This is a genomic window from Planctellipticum variicoloris (assembly GCF_030622045.1).
Classification (GTDB): Bacteria; Planctomycetota; Planctomycetia; order Planctomycetales; family Planctomycetaceae; genus Planctellipticum; species Planctellipticum variicoloris.
On record NZ_CP130886.1, the window covers coordinates 2,766,060 to 2,790,188 of the forward strand.

At 64.8% G+C, this 24,129-nt stretch carries 15 protein-coding genes; 9 read left to right on the forward strand and 6 right to left on the reverse strand.

Annotation, left to right across the window (positions count from 1 at the left end; genetic code table 11):
• Positions 1-12: 12 nt before the first annotated feature.
• Positions 13-813, reverse strand: a complete 801-nt coding sequence (locus tag SH412_RS10820; protein ID WP_336523528.1) for an LssY C-terminal domain-containing protein — start codon at positions 811-813, stop codon at positions 13-15.
• 227 nt (positions 814-1,040) lie between these two features.
• Here SH412_RS10820 and trhA point away from each other — a divergent pair, with 227 nt between their 5' ends.
• The 4 genes from trhA (at position 1,041) to SH412_RS10840 (ending at position 5,807) form a co-directional block, all read left to right on the forward strand.
• Positions 1,041-1,682, forward strand: a complete 642-nt coding sequence (gene trhA, locus SH412_RS10825; RefSeq protein ID WP_336523529.1) for a PAQR family membrane homeostasis protein TrhA — start codon at positions 1,041-1,043, stop codon at positions 1,680-1,682.
• Positions 1,683-1,800: 118 nt separating this feature from the next.
• A complete protein-coding gene (locus SH412_RS10830; protein WP_336523530.1) occupies positions 1,801-2,859 on the forward strand; it encodes a formylglycine-generating enzyme family protein in 1,059 nt (352 codons plus the stop codon).
• Positions 2,860-2,915: 56 nt separating this feature from the next.
• Entirely contained in the window at positions 2,916-4,712 is a 1,797-nt protein-coding gene (locus SH412_RS10835; RefSeq protein ID WP_336523531.1) for an arylsulfatase, read from the forward strand.
• A 93-nt stretch (positions 4,713-4,805) separates the two neighbouring features.
• Positions 4,806-5,807, forward strand: coding sequence for an HAD family hydrolase (locus tag SH412_RS10840; RefSeq protein ID WP_336523532.1), 1,002 nt, complete (start codon positions 4,806-4,808; stop codon positions 5,805-5,807).
• Between the two features lie 514 nt (positions 5,808-6,321).
• On the opposite strand, the gene SH412_RS10845 is transcribed toward SH412_RS10840, so the two are convergent.
• Positions 6,322-7,563 (reverse strand): sialidase family protein, encoded by a 1,242-nt coding sequence (locus SH412_RS10845; protein WP_336523533.1) that lies wholly within the window; start codon positions 7,561-7,563, stop codon positions 6,322-6,324.
• A gap of 108 nt (positions 7,564-7,671) precedes the next feature.
• On the opposite strand from SH412_RS10845, the gene SH412_RS10850 reads away from it, so the two are divergent.
• Entirely contained in the window at positions 7,672-8,013 is a 342-nt protein-coding gene (locus SH412_RS10850) for a cupin domain-containing protein (protein ID WP_336523534.1), read from the forward strand.
• Positions 8,014-8,032: 19 nt separating this feature from the next.
• Here the strand turns inward: SH412_RS10850 and SH412_RS10855 are convergent, their stop codons facing one another.
• Both SH412_RS10855 and SH412_RS10860 read right to left on the reverse strand, forming a co-directional pair.
• Positions 8,033-8,677, reverse strand: coding sequence for a response regulator transcription factor (locus SH412_RS10855; protein WP_336523535.1), 645 nt, complete (start codon positions 8,675-8,677; stop codon positions 8,033-8,035).
• Positions 8,670-10,526, reverse strand: a complete 1,857-nt coding sequence (locus SH412_RS10860) for an ATP-binding protein (RefSeq protein WP_336523536.1) — start codon at positions 10,524-10,526, stop codon at positions 8,670-8,672. The genes SH412_RS10855 and SH412_RS10860 overlap by 8 nt, the downstream gene beginning before the upstream one ends.
• Before the next feature lie 417 nt (positions 10,527-10,943).
• On the opposite strand from SH412_RS10860, the gene nirB reads away from it, so the two are divergent.
• From nirB to SH412_RS10880, 4 genes are all read left to right on the forward strand, one after another.
• Positions 10,944-13,946 carry a nitrite reductase large subunit NirB gene (gene nirB, locus SH412_RS10865; protein ID WP_336523537.1) on the forward strand — a complete coding sequence of 1,001 codons (3,003 nt, stop codon included), beginning with the start codon at positions 10,944-10,946 and terminating at the stop codon, positions 13,944-13,946.
• A gap of 184 nt (positions 13,947-14,130) precedes the next feature.
• On the forward strand, positions 14,131-15,825 hold the full coding sequence (locus tag SH412_RS10870) for a DmsC/YnfH family molybdoenzyme membrane anchor subunit (RefSeq protein ID WP_336523538.1): 1,695 nt from the start codon (positions 14,131-14,133) through the stop codon (positions 15,823-15,825).
• A complete protein-coding gene (locus SH412_RS10875; protein WP_336523539.1) occupies positions 15,822-18,020 on the forward strand; it encodes a molybdopterin oxidoreductase family protein in 2,199 nt (732 codons plus the stop codon). Before SH412_RS10870 ends, SH412_RS10875 begins: the two co-directional genes overlap by 4 nt.
• 125 nt (positions 18,021-18,145) lie before the next feature.
• Positions 18,146-19,504, forward strand: a complete 1,359-nt coding sequence (locus SH412_RS10880; protein ID WP_336523540.1) for a DUF1501 domain-containing protein — start codon at positions 18,146-18,148, stop codon at positions 19,502-19,504.
• Positions 19,505-19,507: 3 nt separating this feature from the next.
• Here the strand turns inward: SH412_RS10880 and SH412_RS10885 are convergent, their stop codons facing one another.
• A complete protein-coding gene (locus SH412_RS10885) occupies positions 19,508-22,918 on the reverse strand; it encodes an efflux RND transporter permease subunit (protein ID WP_336523541.1) in 3,411 nt (1,136 codons plus the stop codon).
• Positions 22,915-24,021 carry an efflux RND transporter periplasmic adaptor subunit gene (locus SH412_RS10890; protein WP_336523542.1) on the reverse strand — a complete coding sequence of 369 codons (1,107 nt, stop codon included), beginning with the start codon at positions 24,019-24,021 and terminating at the stop codon, positions 22,915-22,917. The genes SH412_RS10885 and SH412_RS10890 overlap by 4 nt, the downstream gene beginning before the upstream one ends.
• Positions 24,022-24,129: the final 108 nt, after the last annotated feature.

The following is a 24,129-nucleotide window of genomic DNA, read 5'->3' on the forward strand; positions in this document are numbered from 1 at the left end:
GTTTCCGCCGCCTTAGTCCTTCGCCGACGCATCACCCGGCGCTTTCTCCGCCGGCAGACTCGTCGGCGCCTGCAGCACGCCGACTCCCAGCCGCCCGTCCGTCTCCCACGGGTCGCCTCCCCCGTTCTTTCCCGACAGTTGGGACTGAAAGCCGTCGATCCAGGTTTCGTCGGCGAGCGCGCCCGCCTTCTTCAGATCCGCCAGGACCTTGTCCCGCTCGGCGTCGACGTCGGGAGCAATGTGGTGCGTGATTTCGCCCGTCGTGTGGCTCAGGCCGACGCGCTCGTCGAAGGTCGCCGCCCCGAACCAGACCGGCCGCCCGTCGGCGTCCACCTCGGGCGAGCGCCAGAACCGCACGTGATGCCGCCGGCGGGGATCGTCCCCGAACGGCTGCTCGAACGCAAAATCCTCTTTGCGACCGAACAGATACAGGCTGCTGACCGGGGCATCCGTGTATTCGCGGTGGAAGATCGTATCCGCCGCGATCCGTAGCGAAGTCTTCAGCGTCAGCGGGTCGGCGGGGAACCAGCCGGCGGCGAGGATTCCCCGATGGAGCTCAATTTCCGTGGCGATCAGGCCCAGATTCACCGGATCGCCGGGAATGCCGCTGGCCGTGTGCGTGCGCGTCGGCGCGTTGAACAGCGCGGGATGCCGTCGGGTGGCGATTCGCCACGCGAGCGGCAGCACGATGTATGCGACCACCGCCCAGACGAGAACCAGCACCAGCCCGCCGCGCGCGATTCCCTCGGGCGACAGCCAGCGGCGACGACGGTCCGGAGCGGCGGAGTTTGCAGCGGGCAGTGGATCGGACATGACGAGTCCCAGGGGGGCGAGCGGCGCGCCGGACAGCGGTGCGCCTGTGGCAGACGAAGATAGCGTGCGGCGCGTTGCGACACGACTGACAGGCAGGGCATCGTTGCCTTTCTGCGCAGCCGCGGCCTCGTCATCGCTGGCGGCAGCGCCGGACTCGCGTCAAACTCGGAGGCGGCCTCGACGCAGGGCCGTCTCCGCCCCCGTTTTGTTTGACCGACAGACTTCCAATGACCAGCGCCGAGCGCCCCGATGACGAACTGGCTAACGTGATCACGCACGGGGCGGCGTTTGTGCTGAGCATTCCGGCTGCCGTCTACCTGCTCTGGCTCGTGGCGGACCGTTCGCCGGCCATCCGCGCTGCCTGCGACATTTACGCCGCGACGCTGCTGCTCACCTTCGGCAGTTCGACCCTCTCGCACGTCTTTCACGACATCGAGCGCCGGAAGCGGTTCCGGACGCTCGATCAGGCCAGCATCTTTCTGCTGATGGCGGGGACGTACACGCCGTTCGGCGTCGCCCTGCTGGACCACGGCTGGTGGCAGTTGCTGCACGTAGTCATGTGGCTGTGCGCCGCGGCGGGCGTCGCCCGCTGCCTGCAGGTCCGCGACCTGTCGGGGCCGGACAAGTCCGCCTTCGGCGTGATGGGCTGCCTGCCGGTCGCAGGCTTCGGCGAAATGGCCCGCCAGGCCCCTCCCGGTCTGCTGCCGTGGCTCTTCCTCGGCGGCGCCTGTTTCGGCGTCGGAGCGATCTTTCTGGCGCTCAGCGCCCGCGTGCGCTATGCCCACGCCATCTGGCACCTGCTGGTGATCGCCGGGTGCGCCAGTCAGTACCGGGCGATCCTCCTGGCAGTAGGACCTGCCTCCCAGTGATTGGCGTGCGGCCGGTCAGCGGGATACCGTGTCTCAATCCCTTGCGCCGCGCCCGTCTGCTGGCGACGCCATTCCCGTCAGGTCATTGGCGATTCCCATCAAAATTGATTCGTCACTCATGTCGCGACTTCGAATCGTCATCCTGCTGCTGCTGGGCGTCGGTGCGTTTGGCGTCTCCTACGGGCTGACGCGACTGGCCGGTTCGCGCCCGGAATCTGCATCTGTACCGGACGGCATGGCCTGGATTCCCCCCGGCGAGTTCTGGATGGGGACCGACGCCAAGGACGCGTGGAAGGATGAGAAGCCGGCACATCGTGTCCGCGTCGAAGGGTTCTGGATCGATGCGACCGAAGTCACCAACTCGCAGTTCCGGAAGTTCGTCGACGCGACGCAGTACCTGACCACCGCGGAACGCGCCCCGACCGCCGAAGAGATCCTCGCCCAGTCGCCGCCCGGGACTCCCGCTCCGCCGCCCGAACTGCTGGTCCCCGGCTCGCTGGTCTTTACGCCTCCCGAATACCCCGTCCCGCTGGATGATGTCTCGCAATGGTGGACCTGGACGCCGGGCGCGAACTGGCGACATCCCGAGGGCCCCGGCAGTGATCTGGCCAATCGTGAAGATCACCCGGTTGTCCACATTTCCTGGGACGACGCCGTCGCCTACGCGAAGTGGGCCGGCAAGCGCCTGCCGACGGAAGCCGAATGGGAATACGCCGCCCGTGGCGGGCTCGACCGCGCTCCCTACGTCTGGGGCCATGAGCCCCCCGACGACGCTCGCCCTCCGGCCAATCTCTGGACGGGCACGTTTCCGAATCGCAACACGTCCGCCGACGGATTTGTGCGCACGGCCCCAGTGAAATCGTTTCCCGCGAACGGATACGGACTGTACGATATGGCCGGCAATGTCTGGGAGTGGTGTGCCGACAGGTACGACCCCGATCTCTACGCACGCCGTTCACAGACCGACGTTACTCTTTCTCCGTCCGGTCCCGAATCCGGTCGCAACTCTTCGCGTCCTTTCATGACCCAGCGCAGTCAGCGCGGCGGTTCGTTTCTGTGCAACGACAGTTACTGTTCCCGCTACCGTCCCAGCGCCCGGCACGGTTGCACCCCCGATACCGGCATGTCGCATGTCGGTTTCCGGTGTGTGAAGTCTCTCGTCACCGCAGGCCCGTAGTATGTTTGTCGGATTGCGGGTGTCGGCGTTTCAACGTGTTCGATGGAGGAATTGGAATGCTGAAAAGTCAGTGGTCGTCCGCGTGGATGATTCTCTTGTTCGGGGGCGTGCTCGGTTTCGCCGCCGCCACGCTTGAAGTTCGCCCCGTAGCCAGTGCCGCGATGGAGTTTCCGAGCATCAACGAGGCCACGTCAAGCACCGCCAGCGTTAACCTCTCCGTGCCGACCTGTTCGCAAGCCGGCTCCGGCTGCTGCTCAAAAGGCCTCAGCCGGGGCGATCAGCTCGCCGTCGCCGCGCATAACGAACTGGTCGCCGCCTCGCTGGCGCAGTCCGGCAAGAAGCCGAACATCTGCATCATCTGGGGCGACGATATCGGCCAGTCGAATGTCAGCATCTACACCCACGGTCTGATGGGGTACCAGACGCCGAATATCGACCGCATCGCCCGGGAGGGGATGCTCTTCACCGACTATTACGGCGAGCAGAGCTGTACGGCCGGTCGGGCCTCCTTTATCACCGGACAGCATGGCATGCGGACCGGACTGACGAAAGTTGGCGTCCCCGGGGCGCCGCAGGGTCTGCAGAAGGAAGACCCGACGATTGCCGATCTCCTGAAGCCGCTGGGATATGTCACCGGCCAGTTCGGCAAGAACCATCTCGGCGACCGCAACGAATTCCTGCCGACGGTTCACGGCTTCGACGAGTTTTACGGCAACCTGTATCACCTCAACGCCGAGGAAGAGCCGGAGAACGTCGACTACCCGAAAGATCCCGAGTTCCGCAAGAAGTACGGTCCCCGCGGCGTGCTCGACTGCCGGGCGTCGGAGACGGACGACCCCACGGTCGACCCGCGCTTCGGCAAGATCGGCCGTCAGACCATCAAGGATACCGGTCCGCTGACGCGAAAGCGGATGGAAACGATCGACGACGACGTCGCCGGCCGCGCTGCAGAGTTCATCGAGCGACAGGCCAAAGCCGGCAAGCCCTTCTTCGTCTGGGTGAATTTCACCCACATGCACTTCCGGACTCACGTCAAACCGGAAAGCAAGGGGCAGGCTGGGCGCTGGATGGGCGAGTATGCCGACGCCATGATCGACCACGACAAAAACGTCGGCGCGGTCCTCAAGGCCCTCGACGACGCCGGGGTCGCGGACAACACCTTCGTCATGTATTCAACCGACAATGGCCCCCACATGAATACCTGGCCGGACGGGGCCATGACGCCGTTCCGCAACGAGAAGAACTCCAACTGGGAAGGGGCCTACCGCGTCCCCTGCATGGTCCGCTGGCCGGGGAAGATCCAGCCCGGAACAGTCTCCAACCAGATTGTCTCGCACCTGGACTGGGCGCCGACGCTGGTGGCGATGGCGGGCGACCCGGACGTGACGCAGAAACTGCTCAAGGGCTATCAGGCCGGGGAATCGTCGTTCAAGGTGCACCTCGACGGACACAACCTGCTGCCGTATCTGACCGGAAAAACCGAGAAGAGCCCGCGGCAAGGGTTCATTTATTGCAACGACGACCAGCAGTTGACGTCGCTGCGGTACGACAACTGGAAGATGGTCTTCCTGGAACAGCGGGTGGAGGGGACGCTGCGCATCTGGGCCGAGCCGTTCGTCAGCCTTCGCGTCCCCAAGATCTTCAATCTGCGGATGGACCCCTACGAGCGGGCCGACATTACGTCGAACACCTACTACGACTGGCTCCTCGACCGCGTGTTCCTGCTCTACCCGGCCCAGGACATGGTCGGCGAGTTTCTGATGACCTTCAAGGAGTTTCCGCCGCGGCAGAAAGCCGGCAGTTTCAACCTGGACGATATCATGCAGAAACTGCAGGAAGGTCACCACAAGTAGGCGTTCGTCGGTCCCGATGGAATTCGAGCTGCCGACCGCACCCCGCGGTCGGCAGCCTTCTCAGAGATCCGCACAGAACACCAAGGGGCTCCCATGTTACTCGCGGCCCGTTGCCTCGTGCTCGCCGCTGTTGTCTGCAGTAGCGGGCTCGCAGACGGCCGCCTGCAGGCGGCTGGCGACGGACTGCCGTCGTGGAACGCAGGGCCATCGAAGCAGGCGATTCTCGACTTCGTCGCCAGGACGACCCGGGAAGGGGGAGTCGACTTCGTGCCGGAACGAGAACGCATCGCCACGTTCGACAATGACGGCACTCTCTGGGCCGAACAGCCGATGTACTTTCAGCTCTTCTTCGCCCTCGACCGCGTCAAGGCCCTCGCCCCGCAGCACCCCGAGTGGAAGGAGCAGGAGCCGTTCGCCTCGCTCCTCAAAGGCGATACGCAAGCCGCCCTCGCCGGCGGCGAAAAGGCCATCGTCGAAATCCTCACGGTCACCCACGCCGGCATGACGACCGAAGACTTCGAACAGATCGTTCGCGACTGGTTCGCCACGGCCAGGCACCCGACGACCGGCCGCCCGTATACGGAGATGGTCTATCAGCCGATGCTGGAGCTCCTCGCCTACCTGCGGGCCAACGGCTTCAAAACGTTCATCGTCTCCGGCGGCGGAATTGAGTTCATGCGGGTCTTCGCCGAACGGGTCTACGGCGTCCCCCCGGAACAAGTCGTCGGCAGCAGCATCAAAACGAAGTTCGAACTGCGCGACGGGAAGCCGGTCCTGATCCGGCTGCCGGAAGTCGACTTCATCGACGACAAGGCCGGCAAGCCGGTCGGCATCAACGCCCACATCGGCCGCCGTCCAATCGCGGCCTTCGGCAACTCCGACGGCGACTTGGAGATGCTCCAGTGGACCGCCGCGGGCCCCGGCCCGCGTTTCTGCCTCTTCGTCCATCACACCGACGCCGAACGGGAATGGGCCTACGACCGGAAGTCTCACATCGGCCAGCTTGACAAGGGACTCGACGAGGCCGGCGTCAGGGGCTGGACCGTGGTCGACATGAAGTCCGACTGGAACGTGATCTACCCGCCGCGGGGGTGATCGGGACGTCGGAAGGAAGAGTTGTTCGCGGCCGGATATGCGCCCTTGTCAGGTGAGAATGGATCGGCCTCGCCTCACTCGCGAAGTGGCATTACGTGCAGTGGCGTGATTTGTTGCGAAACCTTCTCGCGCCGACGGGTGTTTAACTCCAGAGGTGGCGGCAGGCAGGAGTCCTCCATGACTCCGTGTCGCCACGTACTCGGTGAGAATGACATGCGGGCCGTTTTTCAGCCTCTCCTGATCGTCATTGCGGTGGTGATCGCAGGTTTCGGTGCGGCGGAGGCGTGCCGACTAGCGCTGGCAAGCGTCTCGGAGCTTCGGCCGGTGGTCGCGCGTTGCTGCGAAAGCTGCCATGTGACTCAATCCGTCGATACGGATCTCCCGTTCTGGTCCTGCCAGCAATGCCGGCAATACCACTGGCTGAACTCGGGCGCGATTCCGGTCGCGGACGGAATCCAAGGTCATACGGCCAGGCCTGGCCTCGACGGGCCAACGGGAATCGACCTCCGCAAGGTCAGCCGCGAGCCAGCCGATTTGGCTGCGACCAGCGGATCCGTGCGAGGAGGAGATCGCCGCGGTAACCGTGCCTGGGACGCATCTCGCCGTCGGTCACCCAGGACTCGCGCGGGCTGACGCTGACGGGATGAAAATTCCCGCTGTAAGCCACGTCCTGGGGAGCATTTAACCCGTCTCCGACCAGCGGCAGGACGATCCGTTCGGTATCCCGGCGCAGACGGAGCGTGACCGGGTCAACCTGGCTCATGAACAGGGGCGTCCGCCAGCGCGGCACCTTCAGGTTGCTGGCGTCCTTACGTGTATAGACGAGGAACAGCCCCTCCGAATGGGCCAGCCAGTGCTGCTGCGTCGTCGACATCGGAATGATCGACCCATCGGCCCAGGTCCAGGGCCGCTTCTCGGCGAAATCGAGTCCGTCGTCGCTGGCGGCGACGTAACCTCGCTCGTCTTCGGCGCGCAGCGTCACGTAGTATTTGTCGCGCCAGTGGACCAGCGAAGGCTCCAGCAGCCCCCGGCCGGCGGCGTGCTTCATTTCGCGTCCCACCTGCTCGATGGAGAGCTTGTCCCCATCGAACGAACAGCGCACACCCGCCGCAGATCTCCCCGTCTGAGCCGCACCGAATGACATCACGAACGCGATCTGCCCGTTCGGAAGCACCACCCGCTGTCCGCAGTTGTTCGTGTAGATATTATTGCCGCGGGGATCGTCCCATTCCAGCTTGCGCCGCGGCCCCCATCGGCCGTCCTTCCAGACCGAATAAACCGGCCAGCGCGCCGGCTGCTGCTTCTCGAAGCGGGGGCCGCGATAAAAGACGTTGTGCCCCATCGCGAGAACCGTGCCAGTCGGCGGATGATACTCCGGTACGACATCGCAGACCCCCTCGTCCCAGCCGCTCGCCTGTGGCACGCGCCCCAGCGACGGAACCGGCTCCGGCGCCGTCCAGGTCCGTCCCAGGTCGGCGGTCGTCATCCAGTGGACTGGCCCGAAATAATCGGAGCCCCCAATCGTCTGCAGCGTCATGAACACCAGCGGACCGCCCGCAGTCGGAACGACGCAGGCCCGCGGATGGAACCACGTGGGGTCGGTCCCATCCCGTCCGTGGGCCAGCGTTTCCTTCTCGATCCCGGCGACGAGGCCGGTCGGTTCCGCGGCAGAAAGTGACCCTGCAGCTCCGGCGGCGGCCGCCCCCAGTGCAAGCAGCGCCTGGCGGCGATCGAAGCAAAGATCGTCAGAGGTCATGCGCAAGTCTCCTGATTGCAACCAGCATACCACCACGGACTTGACGCGCCAGGTCGTGGCGGTGAAGACTCGGCGAGGGGCCGACGACTGCAGAGAAGGAGCGAAATCATGATGAACGCGTTAATGAATCTGCTGGCAAACGTGCCGAGTTCGCTGCCTGAAGAACTGTTCGAGACCCTGGTCTCGGCGCCGGCGGTGCGCATCGAACGGATCGTTTCACACGGTCACGCGTCGCCGCCCGGCTTCTGGTACGACCAGCCCCAGGCGGAGTGGGTGCTGGTTCTGCGCGGTTCGGCTCGGCTGCGGCTGGCAGACCCCGAGGAAACCATCGAGTTGCACACCGGCAATGCGCTCAACATCGCGCCGCACCGGCGGCATCGCGTGGAATGGACGACTTCGGAGGAACCGACGGTCTGGCTCGCAGTCCACTACGGCGAGTCCGTCGCATAGTGCGCCGCCGGGCCGAGCTTCACGTCGGACGGGGCGGACAGTGGCAATGGGCGTTGTGCTCGTGCTCGGTGACGAGCCGGATCAGTTCGGCGAGCGAATGGGCATTCAACTTCTTCATGATGGAGGCCCTGCGCATTTCGACCGCCCGCTCGGTGATGTCCATCCGGGCCGCCACGGCCTTGTTGGGGGCGCCTTCAAGGACCATTACCAGCGACTCGCGCTCCTTGGGGGTCAGCGTTGCCATTTTTGCGGCGAATTCGTTCCAGTGAGCGGCGGCGGCGCGCTGCTTGCGATCCTCCACCATCGCCCGCTGGATCCGTTCGAGCATCGACTGAGCATTGAACGGCTTTTCGATGAATTCCGCCGCGCCGGACTTGAGTGCCCGCACCGCCATCGGGACGTCGGCGTGCGCGGTCATGAAAATGACCGGCAGGCGGATGCCCATCTGAACCAGCCGCTCGGCGAGGTCGAGGCCGCTGAGATCGGGCATCCGCACGTCGCAGACCAGACAGCCGGGCTGCGACCGCTGGTAGTCGGTCAGAAATGCGGTCGCGGACGAATACGACTTCGTGCGAATACCGACCGACTTCAGCAGATACTCGAGGGATTCTCGCATCTCGTCGTCATCATCGACAATGAACACCGTGGACGGCTCGTCAGGCATGAATGGCCTCCTCCTCGGCGGGCCGGCTGGCGGGAAGATCCTGCAGAGCAGGGGGGTGGAGCGGCAGCATCAGCCGAAACACGGCGCCGCCGTCGTTGTGAGACTCGACCTGCAGCGATCCGCCGTGCGCCGTGGCAATGTTGCGGGCAATCGCCAGCCCCATCCCGGTCCCCTCGGCCCGCGTCGTGACGAACGGCTCAAACAGCCGTTCGGCGTCGTCGAATGCAATGCCCGGACCTGTGTCCGCAACTCGGACTTCCACATCCCCATCGCCGGCGAGTCGCGTGGTCAGACTCACTCGTCGCCGATACGGTTCCACGGCGGACAGCGCATCGAACGCGTTCTGAATCAGATTCGTCAGGATCTGCTGAATCTGAATTCCATCGACCGGAACGTCCGGCAGATCGTCGCCGAGCTGCAGTTCGAGCGACACTCCCCGCCGGCGCGCTTCGGGGAGACAGAGTTGCTCGACTTCGCGCACCAGGCTGTTGATGGATTCCAGCTCCAGGCAATGCGGGCGGCGCTGCGAGAAGCTGCGTGCCCTTCGGATGATCTCGCCGCCGCGGAGCGTCGAGCGCAGAATCGACCGCAGGGGGGCTTCAAGCTCGCCCGCTTCGTGCCCCAGCGCCGGCAACCGGGCCAGTGCGCCTTCGGCGTAGTTGGCGATCGCGCCCAGCGGCTGGTTGATTTCATGAGCCAGCGAGGCCGCCATTTCTCCCATCGACTTCAACCGGTTGGCGTGTGCCAGTTGATCGAGCAGTTCGCGACTCCGCTGTTCCCCCGCCTTCCGCTCGGTCATATCCGTCACGACAAGCAGCAGGCCCTGTGGCTCGCCGTGCAGGTTCTGCAGCCCTTGCGGAGAAACGATCGTATCGATGGTCCGGCCGGCCGCATGCTGAAATGAAATCTCCACCGGGCCGATCTGGCCGGAGGTGTGGTGCAGCAGTCCGTCGAATCGCCGACGGTCGGAATCGGCCAGCAGAACGGAGGCCGGCTTGTGATTGACGTCTTCGCGCGGCAGACCGAGCATCGCGCCGAACCGGCGATTGGCGAACTGCACGCGCCCGGCCGCGTCAAACATCACCAGGCCGTCGTTCATCGACTCGACCAGTCGCTGGTATTGAGCCTCCGACTCGGCGAACTCCCGTCGGACGAGCCGGATGGCCGGCCGAACCACCGTGAGCTGCAAAGCCACCAGGATTCCGAGGATGGCCAGCATGACGATCAGCCCCAGCCGCTGGAGCTGCTCCACGTGCCGACGGGCGTCGGCTTCGTAAAGTCCCACGATCTCGTGCATCCGGGGCAGGAATTCCGACTCATGCTCAAGGAGCGACCCCAGCGCCGCGCGCGTCGCCGCGGGATCCGGGGGGGACGCGGCCGACAGCAGCGATTCCGCGGCCGACACCATCGCTTCAAAGTGCGGGTTCAATTCGTCAAAGGCCCGTCGGACGTCGGGGCTGCTGTTTCCCGGAAGCTGACGGGCCGCATCGCCCTTCTGCAGACCGTGCTGAGAGAGACGCCACTCGGACAGGGTCGTCGCCAGCTCGTCGCGCCGCCGCTCCCGTTCCCTGGGGGAATCCGCCGCGGTCATCGCCAGCGCCGACTTGGCGAGCTCCTGGCTGAGCATCCGCTGACGTCCGGAGACATTGATCACCGGAGCGTCGGTCGTCAGCCGGGCGATTGCCGGCTGCAGCAGCGCCTGATGGAACACCAGCAGGGCCGCCACCAGCGCGAAGGCCCACCAGGACCGCTGCCCCAGCAGCCGGGCCGAGCTGGTCCGCACCGGCAGCACTCCGCTCTCAGCGGCGTCAGCCGACGACCAGGTCGTGCGTGCAGACCGTTCAACCATCAGAGGATTCACATCAGCGGGACATCATGGGTGGGGTCGAGATGACCCTCTTTCCGGCAAAAGCAAATGCCGTTCCCCACATCGACCGGCAACGGCATTGCTGCTGAAAATCGAGGCGTTGCCGCACCAGTCTGCAAAGTCTCTCGGGAAATCAGGGGCAGGCATGCTCGCCGCGGCAGCAGTGGAGTGCCGCGCGAATGGGCATGAACTTGCCCGTCGACTTCGGAAACCCGCAGTCGAGTCATGCTAAACCGCATCCCCGGCGGCGAATCCGAGCGAGAAGTTCCGCACTCGAAACTTCGGCTCTCCGAAGAGCGACGCCGCCTGAATGAGATCCCGCGATCAACGGCTGCGGAATTTGCTCCACGGAGATCTCCGACTGGACACGACTTCGCCGATCGGATTCGGAGCTGCCCGATGATTTCACAGACACCTTCCCGCGAACCCCGCACCATCGTAGTGATCGGCAACGGCATGGTCGGCCATCGCTTCTGCGAACGACTGGTCGAGTGCGATGTCGAAGATCAGTACCGGATCGTCACCTTCTGCGAAGAGTCCCGCCCCGCCTACGACAGGGTTGGCCTGAGCAAATACTTCACGCACCGCGACGCCGGGCAGCTCATGCTCGCCGATCCCGCCTGGTACGCTGAGCACGACATCGAGCTGCACGTTGGCGACAAGGCGGTGAGCATCAACCGGTTTGACCGCGTGGTTGAATCGCAGCAGGGGCGACGAATCGGCTACGACATTCTGGTTCTGGCGACCGGGTCGTCGCCGTTCGTACCGCCAACACCCGGAGTGGACCTGCCCGGGGTGTTCGTCTACCGCACGATCGACGATCTCGACCAGATGCTGGCCTGGGGCGAATCGGCAAAACGGGCCGCGGTGATCGGCGGCGGACTCCTCGGGCTGGAAGCTGCCAAGGCCGTGCTCGATATGGGGCTGGAAGCCCACGTGGTCGAGTTCGCCCCCCGTCTGATGCCACGGCAGCTCGACGAGCGCGGCTCGCAGATTCTGGTAAGCCAGATCGAGTCGCTTGGGGCGAAAGTCCACCTGAATCGGCAGACCCGGCAGATTCTCGGCGAACACCGCGTCACCGGGATGGCGTTTGCGGACGAAACCAGCCTGGACGTCGACATGGTCGTCGTCTCAGCGGGCATCCGCCCCCGGGACGAACTGGCGAAAGCCTGCGGGCTGGATCTCGGCCCGCGCGGCGGGGTGATCGTCAACGATGCCCTCCTGACCAGCGACCCGCACATTTACGCCATCGGCGAAGTCGCACTGCACCGCGGGATGATCTATGGCCTCGTGGCTCCCGGCTACGACATGGCCGAGACGCTGGCGAAGAACCTGACCGGGGATTCCGGCGAGTTTCGCGGCGCCGATCTGTCGACCAAGCTCAAGCTGATGGGAGTCGACGTCGCCTCGTTCGGGCAGTACGAGGCCGACGCCGATGTTGCGAAATGCGTCTCGTTCGAAGACCCGATCGCAGGAATCTACAAGAAGCTGCTGGTCACCTCTGACGGCCGGCATCTGCTGGGTGGGATGCTGGTCGGGGACGCGTCCGATTTCACGCGCCTGCTGTCGCTGTGCAAGAGCGGCAAGCCGCTGCCGGGCTCGGCGTCCGATCTGCTTGGAATGGGCGGGGCCGCCACGGCCGGAGCGGCGGACCTCGACGATGATTGCCAGATCTGCTCGTGCAACAACGTCACCAAAGGGACGGTTTGCGCAGCGATCCGCGGAGGCGTCACGGCTGTCGGCGAACTCAAGAAGTGCACGAAGGCCGGTACCGGCTGCGGAGGTTGCATCCCGCTGGTCACGGACATTCTCAACGCGGAACTGAAACTCTCCGGGCAGAAGGTGGACCTGTCGCTGTGCGAGCATTTTGCCTACACCCGGCAGGAGCTGTTTCAGATTGTCAAAGTCAAAGGCTGCCGGACGTTCGACGCGCTGCTGGCCAGTCACGGCGCGGGGCACGGGTGCGAGATCTGCAAGCCGGCAGTGGCGTCGATTCTCGCCAGCCTGTGGAACGATCCGATCCTGAAACGCGAACATGCCACGCTGCAGGACACCAACGACCGGTTCCTGGCGAATATTCAGCGGGGCGGGCTCTACTCAGTGGTGCCGCGGGTCGCCGGCGGTGAAGTCACACCCGACAAGTTGATCGCCCTGGGGACCGTTGCGAAGAAGTTCGGTCTCTACACGAAGATCACCGGCGGGCAGCGGGTGGATCTTTTCGGTGCGCGGGTTCAGGATCTCCCCGACATCTGGGCGGATCTGGTGGAGGCGGGCTTTGAGAGCGGCCATGCCTACGGAAAATCACTTCGGACGGTGAAGAGCTGCGTCGGATCGACCTGGTGCCGGTATGGCGTGGGGGACTCCGTCGGTTTCGCGATTCGCATAGAAAACCGCTACAAGGGGCTCCGCTCGCCGCACAAGCTCAAAGGGGGCGTCTCCGGCTGCGTGCGCGAATGCGCCGAGGCCCAGGGGAAAGACTTCGGACTGATCGCCACCGAGCAAGGCTACAACCTCTACGTGTGCGGTAATGGCGGCGCGAAGCCCCGGCATGCCGACCTGCTGGCGGCCGATCTCGACGAAGAAACCTGCATCCGCTATCTCGACCGCTTCCTGATGTATTACGTCACCACGGCAGACCGGCTGACGCGGACCTCCGTCTGGCTCGACAAGCTGGAGGGGGGAATCGAACACCTGCGGGCCGTGGTCATCGACGACAAGCTCGGGCTGTGCGCCGATCTCGAAGCGATGATGCAGCGCGTCGTCGATACCTACCGTTGCGAATGGAAAGACGTCGTCGACGATCCGGAACTGCAGCAGCGGTTCCGGCAGTTCGTCAACACGGACGAAAGCGAGCCGGACATCGAGTTCGTCTCCGAACGGGGCCAGTCTCGCCCCGCCGACTGGCCAGATGAGGCGGAACTTGCCCAGCTCCAGTTGCCGAACGGCAAGGCTTATATTCCGGCAATCGATGGCCGGACCTGGGTGCGCGTCGGGAACGTCAAGGATTTTCCCCAGGATGGCGGCGGAACCATCCGCTACGGATATGCGCAGATCGCAGTCTTTCAGTTCGCCAGCCGCGGCGAATGGTACGCCACCTCCAACATGTGTCCCCACAAGCGGGAGTTCGTGCTCTCGCGCGGCATCCTGGGGGACGTGCAGGGTGAACCGAAGGTCGCCTGCCCGCTCCACAAGAAGACGTTCTCACTCAAAACAGGCCAGTGCCTGACTGGCGAGGAATACGTGATCGACACCTACCCGGTGAAGATCGATGGCGACGATGTCCTGTTATACCTGCCGCCCCCCGGGCGCCTGGCCGAGGCGCCGGCGGTCGAGCAGCGCCGGTGCGGGACAGGCTGCCATTCCTGCAGCGGCAGTCCGGTGGCAATCGGTCAGTCGGTCTAAACCAGCGACATCGATTCTCGAACAATGCGTCTTTTAGTCTTGTCCCCTCTCCCGCTGTCTTCAGCGGGAGAGGGCCAGGGTGAGGGTCTTCGAATGTGCCGAAGCGTCGTCCACGGAGAAGAGTCGGCGCGCCTCACATTCGTGGCCGGTGATTGAGTCCTTCTCGTGCGGAAGAGCGAATCCCGTGAAAACCGACCTGCCGCTCCCCGTGCTCGAAAGCCCGAGCCTCCCCTCGTTCCTGGAAGAACTCCTCGGGGCGCAGCAGGACCTCACCGCCGTCGAACGCTTCGCCCAGCTCCACGCGGCGGACACGCTGCCGGCCCAGGCCAAATACTACCGCTCGCTCCTGCCGGCGAAACCGCCGGGACCGGGCGAGCAGTATGCCTTCGAAGTCGACCTCGATCGCTGCTCCGGCTGCAAAGCCTGTGTCACCGCCTGCCATTCCCTCAACGGACTCGACGAACACGAAACCTGGCGGGACGTCGGGCTGCTGGTCGGCGGAACCAGCTCGCTCCCGGTCATTCAGCACGTCACCGCGGCCTGCCACCACTGCGTCGATCCCGCCTGCATGAACGGCTGCCCGACGCGGGCTTACGAAAAAGACCCCGTCACCGGCATCGTGCGGCACCTCGACGATCAATGCTTCGGCTGCCAGTATTGCGTCCTGGCCTGCCCCTACGACGTGCCGAAATACAGCCACAAAAAGGGCATCGTCCGCAAGTGCGACATGTGCTCCCAGCGGCTGGCCGTCGGGGAAGCCCCCGCCTGCGTACAGGCCTGTCCGCACGAGGCGATCCGGATTCAGGTGGTCTCGAAGGCCGATGTCGCCGCGGACTGCGAGGCCAACGTCTTTCTGCCAGGGGCGCCCGATCCGCAATTGACCGTCCCGACGACGACCTATCGCACGCAGAAGGTCTTTCCGCGCAACATGCTGCCGGCCGACTACTACAATGTCCGGATCGAGGACGCCCACGCTCCGCTGATCGTGATGCTCGTGCTGACGCAGCTTTCGGTCGGAGCCTGTTTCGTCAGTGCGGCCCTCTATGCGGGGGCGACGACGCCGATGATTGACGCCATCCGGCCCTGGCAGGCGGTCACAGCCCTCTGCTTCGGGCTGCTGGCGCTCGGGTCCTCGACCTTGCATCTCGGCCGTCCCCACCTCGCCTGGCGGGCGTTTCTGGGGCTGCGGACGTCATGGCTGAGCCGCGAAATCGTCGCGTTCGGCGTCTTCGCGAAGACCGCCGCGCTCTATGCCGCCGGGATGACGTTTCTCCCCTGGCTGATGACGATGGCCGTGACTTTATGGTACGTGCTGCAGGCGGGGGTGCTCCTCAGCGGACTGGCGGGCGTCTTTTGCTCGGCGATGATCTACCACTGGACGCGCCGCCCGACCTGGTCGGGACCGCGGACGTTCCTGCGATTCTTCGGCACGGCGGCGTGGCTGGGACTGACGGCGACGCTGCTTGCAGCGACGATCGCCGCCGCGCTGAGTCGCGATCTGAGCGTCGGCCCGGTCCTGTCCGAGTTCGTCGGCCGACTGGGCTGGCCGCTGATGACGGCGGCTGCGGCCAAACTGGCGTACGAAGCGCAGGATCTGCTCCATCGCTTCGACCGGCACCATACCTCCCTGAAACGGGTCGCCAGGTTGCAGACGGGGCCGCTGTCACTCCTGTCGATTGGCAGATTCACCCTGGGAGTCCTGGGCGGTCTCGTTCTCCCCTGGATGATGCTGCAGGAGACCGCGCAGACGTCGGCGTCCACCTGGGTTGTGCTGGTCGGCTTGACATTCGGGCTGTCGCTGGCAGGCGAACTGGCCGAACGGACGCTGTTCTTCATGACCGCGGTGGCGCCGCGGATGCCGGGAGCGGTGCGCACATGATTCCCAAGGCCGTCCAGGAACTGATCCGCGCCCACACCGGGCCATTGACTCGCGAGCTCGTCCAGAAACCCAGCCGGTTCGGACTGGGCCAGCTTCCGGTCCGCAATCATCCGGACGCCACGACCACGCTGGTCTGTGGGTTCTGCTCGACGGGTTGCGGGCTCAACGTCCATCTGCGAGACGGCGAGGCGATCGGGCTGTCGCCGAGCTCCGACTATCCCGTCAATCTCGGCATGGCCTGTCCCAAGGGCTGGGAAGCGCTGCGCGTGCTCGCCAGCCCGGACCGAGCCACGACGCCGCTGCTGCGAAACGCCGGCGGGAAGCTCGAACCGGTCGACTGGACCACGGCGGCGCACACCTTCGTCGGGCGGATGCGGAGTCTCCAGGAACGGCACGGGGCCGAGTCCGTGGCCTGGCTGGGCACCGGCCAAGCGACGGTCGAAGAACTGGCGTTCCTTGGAGCGCTGGGAAAATTCGGCCTGGGGATGCTTCACGGCGACGGGAACACCCGGCAGTGCATGGCCACGGCGGCAGTCGCGTACAAGCAGTCCTTCGGCTTTGATGCCCCGCCGTTTGCATACTCCGACCTGGAAGAATCGGACGTCCTGATTTTCGTCGGCGCCAATCCCTGCATCGCACACCCCATTCTGTGGGAGCGCGTGATGCGGAATCGTCGCTCGCCGAAGGTCGTCGTCATCGACCCTCGGCGGACCGAAACGGCGATGGCGGCCACGCACCATCTCGCGCTTCAGCCCAAAAGCGACCTGGTCCTGTTCTATGGCCTGGCGCAAATGCTGATCGAGCGGGGCTGGATGGACGAGGATTATCTCGCCGGGCACACGACTGGCTTTGATGGTTTTCGCGCGCACGTGGCGAATTATCCGCTGGAAGTCGTCTGCCGGGAAACCGGGCTGGAGGCAGCGCGGATCGAAGAGCTGACCCGGCTAATTCACGATCATGAGCGGGTTTCGTTCTGGTGGACGATGGGGGTCAATCAGTCTTACGAGGGGGTCCGCGTCGCCCAGAGCCTGATCAACCTGGCGCTGATGACCGGAAACATGGGCCGGCCGGGAACCGGGGCGAACTCGATCACCGGCCAGTGCAATGCGATGGGCTCCCGCCTTTTCAGCAACACCACCGGAATCGTCGGCGGGCGGGACTTCAAGAACCCGCAGGATCGCGCCGACGTCGCGGAGATCCTGGACATCCCTGTCGAGAAGATCCCCGATCGCGACAGTTGGAGCTACCACGAGATCCTGGAGGGAATTCTGCAGGGGAAGATCAAGGGCTTGTGGGTCGTCGCCACCAATCCCGCCCATTCCTGGATCAATCAGGACCAGGCCCGCGACATTCTGAGCCGGCTGGAGTTTCTGGTCGTCCAGGACATGTACGTCTCCACGGAAACGGCCCAGCTCGCCCACCTGGTTCTGCCGGCCGCCGGCTGGGGAGAAAAGGAGGGGACCTTCATCAATTCGGAGCGACGGTTCTCCCCGATCAAACAGGTCTCCCGTGCTCCGGGGCAGGCCCTGTCGGACTTTCGCATCTTTCAACTCATCGCGCGGGCGGCCGGTTTGCAGGAAATGTTCCGCGAGTGGTCGTCTCCGGAGGCCGTGTTTCAGATCCTGAAACGACTCTCCGCCGGGCAGCCGTGCGATATCACCGGGATCGAAGATTACCAGCATCTCGACCGGGCAGGGGGAATCCAGTGGCCCTGTCCCGAAGAAAGCGGTGAAGTCGCCCAGGAACGCCGACTGTTCGAAGACGGCAGGTTTTATCACGCCGACAAAAAGGCGAAACTCCTTTACGAAGCTCCGCGTCCCATGCCCGAACCTCCCGATGCAGCGTGGCCGCTGATTCTGTTGACCGGCCGTGGGAGCGTGGCCCAGTGGCATACCCAGACCCGCACGGCGAAATCCGACGTGCTGCGCAAGCTCGCCCCTACCAGTCTGTATGTGGAAATCAACCCGACCGACGCCCGGAAGGCCGGGATTGAACCCCAGCAGACCGTCATCGTGGAGTCCCGCCGGGCGGCTGTATCGGCCAAGGCCTTCCTCACGCCCCAGGTCGCGCCGGGGCAGATTTTCCTGCCGATGCACTATCCGGAAGTCAACCGCCTGACCGACGCCGTGTTCGATCCGTACTCGAAACAACCGTCGTATAAGGCGTGTGCCGTGCGGATTCGGAAGGCCGACTGAGCGGCGTTCAACCCGTCGCCGGCAAATGACTGAAGTTGCCAGGCGCAAGCAACCGTTGATAAGATGTCGAAACTTGCGGAGATAGGGTCTCGGCGAGTTTGCGTCTGGCGGAAAGTTGACGGGTTATGCTGCGGATTCATTCGGGGCTGACGGGGCGATTCTGCGACGGCGTCAGTCGACGGCAGTTTCTGGAAGTCGGGTCGCTCAGCGCGATCGGGCTGTCGCTGTCGTCGCTGCTGCGAAGTCAGGCCCGGGCAGCGGACGCCGGCGGCAAGGCGGTCTCGCGAACCTCCCCGAAATCGGTGATCCTGGTCTGGCAGCACGGCGGCCCGTCACAGCTCGAAACCTTCGACATGAAGCCCCTGGCGCCCGCGGAGGTCCGCGGGCCCTATCGGCCGATCGCGTCGTCGCTGCCGGGGCTCGATGTCTGCGAGCTCTGCCCCGAGCAGGCCAAGGTGATGGATCGCTGCTCGGTCATCCGCAGCTTCACGCACGGCAACGGCGATCACTGGGCCGCCGCTCATTGGATGCTCACCGGTCGCACAGGAGCGAATGGTTCCGACCGCGTACCGCGTCAGCCGTCAATGGGGGCCATCGCTTCCCACTTGCTCGGACCGCGAACGAAGGGAGCCCTGTCGACGGTCAACATGAACGACGGAGGCTTCGGATTCCACGGCGGAGCCTGGCTGGGAGTTTCCCACAATCCCTTCCGCTTCGGTGAGTTCAACTACGGCAACGAGGCCGGGAGGCTGCCGACCGGCGACCATAAGAGCTTTGCCCTCGTCGACGGTCTCAGCCGGGAAGGTCTGCTGGATCGCGTGTCGCTCCAGAAACAGCTCGACCGGCTGCAGGACAAGTTTTCGCAGAATGCGGTCTTCGATCAGCTCGACGCCGTCGATCAGCAGGCTCTGGATATCGTCCTCTCGGGACGGATTCGCGACGCATTCGATGTCTCAAAGGAGAGCGAATCCACCCGCCAACGCTTCGGCGACGGCTGGGGCGAGCAGGCCCTCGTCGCCCGCAGGCTCATCGAAGCGGGCGTCCGCTTCGTGACCCTCAACACCGGCTACTGGGACGACCACGGAAATATCAAAGGGGGACTCGACCACAAGATGCCCCGGCACGACCGGGCGGTCGGCGTCCTGATTCAGGATCTCGCCGAGCGCGGAATGCTCGACGACACCCTGGTGATGTCGGCCGGCGAGTTCGGCCGGACGCCGGTCATCAACAAGGACGCCGGACGCGACCACTGGCCGCAGGCCCAGAGCATTCTGCTGGCCGGCGGCGGCTACCGCCACGGCCAGGTGATCGGCAGCACGAACGCCAAGGCGGAATATCCGACGTCGCGTCCCGTCGGCGTCGAAGACTTCTGTGCCATCATCTACGGCGCACTCGGCCTGCACGCCGACGACACCGTGATCGACCACACCGGCCGTCCGATGCACCTGCTGCCCAGCGGCACAATTCCATTCGAGCTGCTGTAGCTGTTATTGACGGTCGGCATCCGGAGCCGGCAGCTTCCGGGAGTGCAGCAGCGCATAGCTGACCGGAATCACAAACAGCGTGAAGATCGTCGACGCCACCAGCCCGAAGATCAGCGACCAGCCCAGCCCCGAGAAGATCGGGTCGAGCGTGATCGGCAGGCTGGAGAGCAGGGCGGCGCCCGCAGTCAGCAGGATCGGCCGCAACCGAACCACGCGGCTTTCCAGGATCGCATCGAACAGCGGCCGGCCGCGTCGCATCGCCAGCTCGATGAAATCGACCAAGATGATGGCGTCGCGGGTCACGATCCCCGCCAGGGCGATCATCCCGATCATCGCCGTCGCGGTGAAGAAGACCGGATCGGCATAACCCCCGACCGTCTGGCCGGCGATCACGTTCAACAGCCAGAAGCCGGGCATCACCCCAAGAACCGTCAGCGGAATCGCAAGCATCACCACCAGCGGAATCACAAACGAACCGGTCTGCGCGACGAGGATGATATAAATCATCACCATCGCGGCGGCGAACGCCAGACCCAGGTCGCGGAAGACGTCCAGCGTTATCTTCCACTCCCCTTCTCCGGCAAAAGTCACCTGCATTCCCGCCGGCAGAGTCCAGGCCAGCCCGCTGCCGTTGTGGAAATAGCTCCGCTGGTCGAGCGGCCGAGGCGCGGCGGTCGCGGGAGCCGTCTCGCCCGACGTCCGCAGATCGGCCAGCACGTCAACGATGCACTCGGCGGGCGGCCGCCCGGCCGACTCGGCCATGACGTAAGCGACTCGTTCCAGATTCTTATGGTAGATCGTCTGATCGACCTGCTGTGTCTCCCACGTGCCGATTTCCGCCAGCGGCACGAACGCCCCCGTTGCACCGCGCACTCGGAGCTGTCCCAGATCGGCGGCGTGCGACCGCAATGCCCGCGGCAGCCGGACCGTCAATCGCAACGGATTCCGCTCCCCTTCCAGTCGAACAGTCTCCTGCGAGTCCCCCTCCAGCGACAGCCGGATTGTGTCGGCGATATCCTGCACGGAGATGCCCGCAACGGCTGCCTTCTCCTGGTCGGCCACAAACACCAGCTTCTCCTGGCTCGCTTCGCGGATGTCATCGACCTCCACGACCCCCGGCTCCCGCCGCATCCGCGCAACCACGGCGTCGGAAGCGTTCAGAATGTCGGCATAGGTATGATCCGGCCGCCCGCGGACCTCCGCCACAAGTGACGCCAGCACCGGCGGTCCCGGCGGCAGTTCCACAATCTGCAGCTTCGCCCCGTGCGCCTCAGCCAGTTCCGTCAATTCCGACCGGAGACGCAGGCCGATGCCGTGGCTCTGCTGCCGACGATCCTTCTTGCCGACGAGATTCACCCGCACTTCGGCCTGATGCGGCAGTTGCCGCAGATAGTAGTGCCGGACGAGTCCGTTGAAGTCCATGGCACTCGACAACCCCGAATAGCTGGTGAAGTCGGTGACTTCCGGAACCGCGCCCAGCGCCCGCTCAAATTCCTGCACCACGCTGCTGGTCCGCTCCAGTGTCGTTCCCTCGTCGAGATCCAGCACCAGCAGGAATTCGTTCTTGTTGTCAAAGGGGAGCATCTTCAGCGGCACGGCCCGGAACGCGCCGAAACCCATCGCCCCGATCGTCAGCACCGCCATCAGAGCCAGAAACGAAATCGAACGAAGCGGCGTCTTCAGCAGCGGCGTCATCAGCGGCTTGAAGAACCGGTACAGCGCCGACTTTTGAACGGTCTCGATGTCGTAGATTTCCGACGGCCCCTCCGGCAACGCGGGTTCCGCACCGGACGCGTGCTTCCGGAAGTGTCGACCCAGGACGTGATAGCTCAGCCACGGCGTAATCGTAAACGCCACGAGCATCGACATCAGCATGGCGATCGGCACGTTGAGCGCCATCGGGGACATGTACGGCCCCATCATGCCGGTGATGAAGAACATCGGCAGAAAACTGACGATCACCGCCAGCGTGGCGCTGATCAGCGGCGGCCGAATCTCCGCCACCGCATCCAGCACAGTCTCGCGGTCGGCCCGGCCTCGATCGTTGAAGTGCCGCGTAATGTTCTCGACGTCGACAATCGGATCGTCGACCAGCAGCCCAAGCGAAAGAATCAGGGCGAACAACGTGACGCGGTTGATCGTGTAGCCGGCCAGCAGATTCACCGCCAGCGTCAGTCCGAAGACCACCGGCACGGCGACCGCTACGACGAGGGCTTCACGCCAACCCAGCGACAACGTCAGCAGCGCGATCACAATCACAATCGCGACGGCCAGCGCCTCGACCAGCTCGTTCACCTTCTCGTCGGCCGTCTGTCCCGAGTTCCGCGTAACGACCAGTTCCATATTGTCGGGAACGACCTGTGTTCGCAGCTCTCTGGCCGCTGCGAGAATTCTCTCGGCGACGGTGACGGCGTTGGCCCCCTTCTGTTTGGCCAACGCGATCGTGACCGCCGGGACCGCTCCGACGGCCTCACTGCTGCTCCGATCGGCTGCGCCCAGGATGGTCCCCGCATGGCCCGGTTCCGCACCGAAGCCGCGCGCGGGACCCCACGCGTGACGAACGTAACTGGCGATCTCGGCGGGACCGTCCTGCAGATCGGCGACATCTTTCAGAAACACCGGCCGATCCTGAAACACTCCCACCACCAGTTCCGGCAGTTGCCCGGGACGCGTGAACGGCCATCCCGCCTCGACGTGAACGACGCGATCGGCCTGGGTCCACGTTCCCGCGGGAGCCGTCAAGTTCGAGCGTTGCAGCGCACTGGCGACCTCCTTCACGCCGAGCGAATACGCCTGCAGCCGATCCGGATCGAGCTCGACTCGCAGCGTCCGCGGTTCCCCGCCGATGATCGACGCCCGCGAGACCTGCGGCACCTCGGCGAGGCGTTCGACCAGTTCTTCGCCGACGCGCCGCAACTCATAAGAGTCGGCCGTTCCGCTGCGGAGCGTGAGCGTCACGATTGGAACGTCGTCGATCTCGACCGGCTTCATCTGCCAGCCGGTCACTCCGGGCGGCGCCAGATCGCGGCTCTCTTCCAGCTTCTTGAAGAGCTTCACCAGGCTCCGTTCGCGGTCCTGACCGACGTAGAACCGGACCGTGATGATCGCCTGGTCCTCGCGCGACATGCTGTAAACGTACTCGACCCCGTCGATCTGGTAGAGCGCCCGTTCGAGCGGGGCGGCGGCGAGCTGTTCGACTTCGCGGGCCGAGTGACCGGGGAACGAAACGTAGATGTCGGCCAGCGGCACGACGATCTGCGGATCCTCTTCGCGAGCGGTAACGACAAGGGCCGCTCCGCCCAGGATCACCGACAGGATGATCAGGATGATCGACAGATTGGATTCGAGGAAGATCCGCACGATCTGCGACAGCGGATCGGTGTGACGCGTGGGGCCGGTCGAGCGGTGGCTCATCGGGATGAACTCTCCCCGGCGGCCGACACGGCAACCCGTTCCCCGACGGTCAAACCGGACAGGACTTCATTACTCCCGTCGACGTCACGCCCGATCTGAATGCTCCGGCGCTCGATCCGATCGCCGGGCAGAACGACGTCGACCATCGTCAACTGGCCGACCCGCCGGACGGCACGCGCCGGAATGACCGTCAGGTCTTCGTCTTCTAACGGCAGCAGCAGACGACCAAACATGCCGCTGTAAACGCCCGGCGGGCAGGGGCCGGTCACTTTGACCGTGAACGAACGGCTGGCGGCTTGAGCTTCCGGAACGATTTCGCTGACGGTCGCGTTGCACTCGTACCCCAGCGAATCGACGCGGGCCGGCAGCTCCTGCCCCACCTTGAGCCGCGTCGCCAGCGATTCCCGCACCGACGCCACCATCTGCATGTGCGTCGGATCGTACAGCGTCAGCAGAATCTGCCCCGGCGAAACGGTGTCCCCCGGTTCGATCCGCTTGTCGATCACCGTCCCCGTCAGTGGCGAGCGAATGGTCGCATATTCCAGCAGGACCTCCGCTTCGCGAATCGTCTGACGGAGGCGATCCAGCTCCGCCGCGGCGGACTGCTGGGTCGCCTCCGCCTGATCGAGCTCCGCCTGAGTGACGACATTCTGCTTGCGCAGCTCCCGGAAACGGGCCAGGTCGACCGCCGCCTGCGTATTCCGGGCTACCGCCCCCCGCTCGGCCGCCAGAGCCTGCTGCTGGCGCGCGACCAGTTCGGCGTCGTCCAGGCGAACGAGGATCTCGTCCCGAAGGACCTGCTGCCCCGCTTTGACGTGGACCTCGACGACGCGGGCCAGAATCTTCGACGCCACCGCCGCCTCGTGGACGGGCTGAATCGACCCAATCGCCGTCTCAAACCGCGGGCGACGAATCGAGACAACCGCAATGACCTCTTCACCTGCCAGCCGTCGCGTGGGCGGCTCAGTGACTTCGGCCGGAGTCTTGTGGTGAAACGTCCCCGCGAGCGCCAGCAGCAGCCAGCCGACGCCAACTGTCACTGCCCCGACAACCAGCCCCCGGCCGATCGCCCTCCACCGACTCGATCGCACATTCGTCTGCATCGTGCGAGTCCTTCGCGAGAGGTCGACACGTCGCGATATCTATTCTATTTTTCGGCCGGAGAAAGGCAACCCTCTTCCGAACCGGCTCGCCAACCCGGCGAACTGCCG